Raw genomic sequence first — 6701 nt, forward strand, 5'->3', positions numbered from 1 at the left:
CGCAACATCGAAGTCATGTGGCTGCTCAACCGCCTCGCGCCGGACTTCAAAACCATCGCCGACTTCCGCAAAGATAACGCCACTGCGTTCTCGGCAACGTGCCGCGCGTTTGTTCAATTCTGCCGTTCAGCAGGTTTGGTAAAAGGTGATTTGGCCCATTTGGCAACCTCAAACAATGGATCTACGGCAATGGTAGGTTCCTGCTTCGCCAGCTCAAGGGTGCGCGAACGGAAATGGCGCTGGCCGTGAACGCCTACAACCTGAAAAGGGCGATCAACGTGTTGGGCTTGCGCCGAATGATGGAGTTGCTGGCCTAGGAAGGCCTTTTTTCTCTTTGTACCAACGAAAAATGCCCCTACTTGATCGGGGCTTTTTTGGTTAGCGGCCAGTTACCCGGTTTTCACACGGTCTGCGTTGGATCGGGTTCGCCAGCACGCATGCATCTAGAACTGCTCAAGCCCGGCAGCCTGTTCATCCAGCAGCGCCATGAACGCCCGCGCGGCATTCGACAGCGTACGTTCGGTATGGACGATATACCCCAGCTGTCGCCGCAGCTGGATCCCCGGCAGCGGGATCCGCGTGACTTGTTCGTCGAGCATGGTCCGGGGCAGCACGCTCCACGCCAGGCCAATGGAGACCATCATCTTGATCGTCTCCATGTAGTTGGTGCTCATCGCAATATTGGGCTTCAGCCCCTGGGCCTCGCACAGTTCGCTGACGATGTGGTGAGTGAAGGTGTTCTCGCCCGGGAACACCGCCGGGTAGCTGGCGATGTCGGCCAGGCTGACATTCGTCTGCGTCGCCAGTGGATGCTCGGGCGCGGCGACGAAGTCCAGCGGGTCGTCCCAGACCCTGACCGCCTTGACCAGCGCATGTGGCTCGGGCGCCAGGGTGATGACCGCCAGCTCCGCACGGCCGTGAAGAATCTCTTCGTAGGCCACTTCCGAATCGAGAAACTGAATGTCCAGCGCGACGTCCGGAAACGTCTTGGTAAACGCCCTCAATAACGTAGGCAAACGGTGCAGACCGATGTGGTGGCTGGTGGCGAGCGTTAAACGTCCGGTGACTTCCCCGGTCAGGTTGGTCAGTGCGCGACGGGTGTCGTCCAGCACATTGAGGATCTGATAAGCCCGCGGGAGCAGGGCGCGGCCGGCTTCGGTCAGGCTGACCTCACGACCCAGTCGGTCAAAAAGACGCACGTCCAGTTGCTGCTCCAGCCCGGCAATGCGCTTGCTCACCGCCGGCTGGGTCAGGTGCAGGCGCTCGCCAGCCGCGGAGAAGCTGCCCATCTCGGCGATGGCAATAAATGCATTGAGGTTCGCCAGGTCCATCTCGAATTCCTGTTGGTTATGCAAAGCATGAAAAATATGAATTTGAGTTATTTAAGCATATTCCATAGCATGACCCCCACAAGCCAAGGGTCTTTACGGTGTCCTCTCGACATCGGCGGCCGGGGCATAGAAATACGCTGATGAGGAACCGTCTGATGGCCGGCAAAACGCTTTACGACAAGCTCTGGGATTCGCATTTGGTCAAGCAGCGCGACGATGGCTCGGCGCTGCTTTATATCGACCGTCACATCATTCACGAAGTGACCTCGCCTCAGGCTTTCGAAGGCTTGCGCCTGGCCCGTCGCAAACCGTGGCGCATCGACGCCAACGTTGCGACCGTCGACCACAACGTGCCGACCACCCCGGACCGCAAGGACGGCGTGGACGCCATCGTCGATCAGGTGTCGCGTTTGCAGGTCAAGACGCTGGATGACAACTGCGACGAGTACGGCATCATCGAATTCAAGATGAACGACGTACGTCAGGGCATCGTTCACGTCATCGGCCCGGAGCAGGGCGCGACCTTGCCGGGCATGACCGTGGTCTGTGGCGACTCCCACACCTCGACCCACGGCGCCTTCGGTGCGCTGGCCCACGGCATCGGCACATCCGAAGTCGAGCACGTCCTCGCGACCCAGTGCCTGGTCGCCAAGAAAATGAAGAACATGCAAGTGAAGGTCGAAGGCAAGCTGCCGTTCGGCGTCACGGCCAAGGACATCGTCCTGGCCATTATTGGCAAGATCGGCACCGCCGGCGGTAACGGCCACGCCATCGAATTCGCCGGCAGCGCCATCCGCGACCTGTCGGTCGAAGGCCGCATGACCATCTGCAACATGTCCATCGAAGCGGGCGCGCGCGTCGGGCTGGTGGCGACGGATGAAAAGACCATTGCCTACGTGAAGGGGCGCCCGTTCGCACCGACCGCCGAGCAGTGGGACGCAGCCGTGGAAGCCTGGAAGGATCTGGTCTCCGACGACGACGCGGTGTTCGACACCGTGGTCGAGCTCGACGCCGCCCAGATCAAACCCCAGGTCAGCTGGGGCACGTCGCCGGAGATGGTGGTGGCCGTGGATCAACACGTTCCCGACCCGGCGCAGGAAACCGACTTGGTCAAACGTGGCTCCATTGAACGCGCGTTGAAATACATGGGCCTGAAAGCCAATCAGGCGATCACCGATATCCAGCTGGATCGCGTGTTCATTGGCTCATGCACCAACTCGCGAATCGAAGACCTGCGCGCGGCGGCGGACATCGCCAAGGGCCGCAAAGTGGCATCGACCATCAAGCAGGCGATCGTCGTGCCGGGCTCGGGGCTGGTCAAGGAACAGGCCGAGAAGGAAGGGCTGGACAAGGTCTTCATCGAAGCCGGTTTCGAATGGCGCGAACCAGGTTGCTCGATGTGCCTGGCGATGAACCCGGACCGGCTGGAAAGTGGCGAGCACTGCGCCTCGACCTCCAACCGCAACTTTGAAGGTCGCCAGGGCGCGGGGGGGCGTACCCACCTGGTGAGCCCGGCAATGGCGGCAGCAGCAGCGATCAATGGCCGTTTCGTCGACGTTCGCACCCTGAGCCAGGCATAAGGAGCCCCGCATGAAACCGTTTACCCAACACACCGGCCTGGTCGCTCCGCTGGATCGCGCCAACGTTGACACCGATCAGATCATTCCCAAGCAGTTCCTCAAGTCGATCCGCCGCACCGGCTTTGGGCCGAACCTGTTTGACGAGTGGCGCTACCTCGACGTGGGTCAGCCGTACCAGGACAACTCCAAGCGTCCCCTGAACCCGGAGTTCGTGCTCAATGCCGAGCGGTATCAGGGTGCAAGCGTGTTGCTGGCCCGGGAGAACTTCGGCTGCGGCTCGAGCCGTGAACACGCCCCTTGGGCACTGGAAGAGTACGGCTTTCGCAGCATCATCGCGCCGAGCTACGCCGACATCTTCTTCAACAACAGCTTCAAGAACGGCCTGCTGCCGATCATCCTGAGCGAGAGCGAAGTCGACGAGCTCTTCACCGTGGTTGAAGCGACCCCGGGCTATCAACTGAACGTGGACCTGCAAGCGCAGACCGTGACCCGCGAAGATGGCAAGGTGTACCACTTCGAAATCGACGCCTTCCGCAAACACTGCCTGCTCAACGGCCTGGACGATATCGGCCTGACGCTGGTGGACGGCGAGGCGATTGCGGCCTTCGAGAGCAAGCACCGGGCTTCGCAGCCATGGCTGTTCAGGGATGCCTGATTGACACACGCTCTGCAGGAGCCGGCTTGCTGGCGAACCTGTTGGGTCAGTTATGAAAATGAGTCTGACACCCCCTGTTCGCCAGCAAGCCGGCTCCTACAGACGGCATAGCACCTGCTTACATAATCGGCGCTTTCAAAGCGCCGATGCACTTATTGAAACGAGGATTTTATGAGCAAGCAGATTCTGATTCTCCCGGGTGACGGCATCGGCCCGGAAATCATGGCCGAGGCGGTCAAGGTCCTGAAACTGGCCAGCGAGAAGTATCAGTTGGGCTTCGAGCTGACCCACGACGTCATCGGCGGCGCCGCCATCGACACGCATGGCGTGCCGTTGGCAGATGAGACCCTGGAGCGCGCCCGTTCGGCTGACGCGGTATTGCTCGGTGCAGTGGGTGGCCCGAAATGGGACGCCATTGATCGCGACATCCGCCCGGAGCGTGGCCTGCTGAAAATCCGCTCGCAGCTGGGACTGTTTGGCAACCTGCGTCCGGCGATCCTGTACCCGCAACTGGCCGACGCCTCCAGCCTGAAACCCGAGATCGTTGCCGGCCTGGACATCCTGATTGTCCGCGAGCTGACCGGTGGTATCTACTTTGGTGCGCCGCGTGGCACCCGCGAGCTGGAAAACGGCGAGCGCCAGTCCTACGATACGTTGCCGTACAGCGAAAGCGAGATCCGTCGCATCGCCCGTGTCGGTTTCGACATGGCCCGGGTGCGCGGCAAGAAGCTCTGCTCGGTGGACAAGGCCAACGTGCTGGCTTCCAGCCAGTTGTGGCGGGAGATCGTCGAGCAGGTCGCCAAGGATTACCCGGACATCGAACTCAGCCACATGTACGTCGACAACGCTGCCATGCAGCTGGTCCGCGCGCCGAAGCAGTTCGACGTGATCGTCACCGACAACATGTTCGGCGACATCCTGTCCGACGAAGCCTCGATGCTGACCGGTTCCATCGGCATGCTGCCGTCGGCCTCGCTGGATTCGAACAACAAGGGCATGTATGAGCCTTGCCACGGTTCGGCCCCGGACATCGCCGGCAAAGGCGTGGCCAACCCGCTGGCGACCATTTTGTCGGTGTCGATGATGCTGCGTTACAGCTTCAACGAACACACCGCTGCTGACGCCATCGAAAAAGCCGTGAGCCTGGTGCTGGATCAGGGCTTGCGCACCGGCGATATCTGGTCCGAGGGCAACGCCCGGGTCGGCACGCAGGAAATGGGCGACGCCGTAGTCGCCGCGCTGCGCAATCTGTAATATCTCGGGCCCATGACCGTGAGGTTGAGCCCTGTGGCTCTCTGCGGTCGGGGCCCCACTTTTAATTAAGGTGTAGTTGCGATGAAACGTGTAGGTCTGGTCGGTTGGCGCGGTATGGTCGGTTCCGTGCTCATGCAGCGCATGCTGGAAGAACAGGATTTCGATCTCATTGAGCCGGTTTTTTTCACCACCTCCAACGTCGGCGGCCAAGGCCCGTCGGTGGGCAAGGACGTCGCGCCGCTCAAGGATGCCTACAGCATCGACGAGCTCAAGACCCTGGACGTGGTACTGACCTGCCAGGGCGGTGACTACACCAATGAAGTCTTCCCCAAGCTGCGCGAAGCGGGCTGGCAGGGTTACTGGATCGACGCGGCGTCTTCCCTGCGCATGCAGGACGATGCGGTGATCGTGCTTGACCCGGTCAACCGCAAGGTCATCGACCAGCAGCTGGATGCGGGCACCAGGAACTACATCGGCGGCAACTGCACCGTCAGCCTGATGCTGATGGGGCTGGGCGGGCTGTTCGAAGCCGGTCTGGTGGAGTGGATGAATGTCATGACCTATCAGGCCGCCTCCGGCGCCGGCGCGCAGAACATGCGTGAGCTGATCAAGCAGATGGGCGCGATCAACGCGTCGGTCGCTGATGAGCTGGCGAACCCGGCGAGCGCGATTCTGGACATCGACCGAAAAGTGGCCGACGCCATGCGCGGCGAGGGTTTCCCGACCGAAAACTTCGGTGTGCCGCTGGCGGGCAGCCTGATCCCGTGGATCGACAAGGAGCTGCCAAACGGCCAGAGCCGCGAGGAGTGGAAAGGGCAGGCGGAGACGAACAAGATTCTGGGACGCTTCAAGAGCCCGATTCCGGTCGATGGTATTTGCGTGCGCATCGGCGCGATGCGGTGCCACAGCCAGGCGCTGACCATCAAGCTGAACAAAGACGTGCCGATCGCTGATATCGAGGGCATGATCAGCCAGCACAACCCTTGGGTGAAGCTGGTCCCGAACAATCGCGAAGCGAGCATTCAGGAGCTGAGCCCGACGTCGGTGACGGGCACGCTGAATATCCCGGTAGGGCGTCTGCGCAAGTTGAACATGGGGTCTCAGTACCTCGGCGCGTTTACCGTGGGCGACCAGTTGTTGTGGGGCGCTGCAGAGCCGTTGCGTCGGATGTTGCGGATTCTGCTGGAACGCTGAGTTCAAGGTGGCTGCGGTTCTGCCTAACGGCAGAACTGTTTCGCCTTCGGCGAGTTAACTGATAAAGCCCCGCTCTTGGATAAAGGGCAGCCAAGGGCTTTTGCTCCTGGTTGGACTCCTCCGTCGTCGGAGTACCCCCACTCCGGTCCCGCTCGGTGAGCCTGTCGCTGAGGCGCCAGACTTCAGACCCGGAACCTCGACCAGCCGCGCCGGCCGAGGTTTATCAAGGGTCAGCCAGCCTTAGCCGGCAACCGGGGAACGCCAGTCATCGGAGCCCGAAGTGCCGCACACTTCGTGGGTCCAGGTGATTTTCCGGTAGGTGAATTCAACGTCTTCCAGATGAGTGAAATGGGCGTTGGACGGGTCCTGGCAGTTGTGCATGTAGTCTTTGATGTCGACGATGATCGCGTCTTCAAGTTTGGTGGTGTAGTAGTGCTCCTGCGTACCCGCAGCGGAAGTACGGTACCACTCGATCGTGATCTCGGTCAGACGCTCGCCCGATGTCAGCGCTGCCAGCAACAGTGGTGAGGACTTGTCGAACACCTTGGTGATCTTCACTGGCTTGTGAACACGCTGGCCGGTTGGCTGGCCCGACTGCGGGTCGCGCGGAATGAGCATTTCATGTTGAAAGCCCTGCACCATTACTTGATCTTCGTGACCTTCCTGATAAGTATTGCCAACTGAATC

At 60.8% G+C, this 6701-nt stretch carries 6 protein-coding genes and 2 pseudogenes; 6 read left to right on the forward strand and 2 right to left on the reverse strand.

Features of this window, described 5'->3' with window-relative positions:
* Nucleotides 1-153: pseudogene (locus tag VF672_RS24635) on the forward strand (IS5/IS1182 family transposase); the annotation flags it as partial.
* A gap of 2 nt (nucleotides 154-155) precedes the next feature.
* Nucleotides 156-317: pseudogene (locus tag VF672_RS13850) on the forward strand (IS5/IS1182 family transposase); the annotation flags it as partial.
* A gap of 126 nt (nucleotides 318-443) precedes the next feature.
* On the opposite strand, the gene VF672_RS13855 reads toward VF672_RS13850, so the two are convergent.
* Entirely contained in the window at nucleotides 444-1331 is an 888-nt protein-coding gene (locus VF672_RS13855) for a LysR family transcriptional regulator (RefSeq protein ID WP_331105149.1), read from the reverse strand.
* Between the two features lie 155 nt (nucleotides 1332-1486).
* Between VF672_RS13855 and leuC the strand changes: the two genes are divergently transcribed.
* The 4 genes from leuC (at nucleotide 1487) to asd (ending at nucleotide 6014) form a co-directional block, all read left to right on the forward strand.
* The gene (gene leuC, locus VF672_RS13860) at nucleotides 1487-2911 is read left to right on the forward strand and encodes a 3-isopropylmalate dehydratase large subunit (protein ID WP_331105150.1); all 1425 of its coding nucleotides are present in this window, start codon (nucleotides 1487-1489) and stop codon (nucleotides 2909-2911) included.
* A gap of 10 nt (nucleotides 2912-2921) precedes the next feature.
* Complete coding sequence (gene leuD / locus VF672_RS13865) at nucleotides 2922-3566, forward strand: 3-isopropylmalate dehydratase small subunit (protein WP_331105151.1); 645 nt, start codon at nucleotides 2922-2924, stop codon at nucleotides 3564-3566.
* A 171-nt stretch (nucleotides 3567-3737) separates the two neighbouring features.
* Nucleotides 3738-4820 (forward strand): 3-isopropylmalate dehydrogenase, encoded by a 1083-nt coding sequence (gene leuB / locus VF672_RS13870; RefSeq protein WP_331105152.1) that lies wholly within the window; start codon nucleotides 3738-3740, stop codon nucleotides 4818-4820.
* A gap of 81 nt (nucleotides 4821-4901) precedes the next feature.
* Entirely contained in the window at nucleotides 4902-6014 is a 1113-nt protein-coding gene (gene asd / locus VF672_RS13875; protein ID WP_331105153.1) for an aspartate-semialdehyde dehydrogenase, read from the forward strand.
* A 240-nt stretch (nucleotides 6015-6254) separates the two neighbouring features.
* Here asd and VF672_RS13880 read toward each other — a convergent pair.
* Nucleotides 6255-6701 (reverse strand): Hcp family type VI secretion system effector (locus VF672_RS13880; RefSeq protein WP_331105154.1); only part of this gene is annotated, 447 nt, incomplete at its 5' end.

Source organism: Pseudomonas sp. (assembly GCF_036387035.1).
GTDB lineage: Bacteria > Pseudomonadota > Gammaproteobacteria > Pseudomonadales > Pseudomonadaceae > Aquipseudomonas.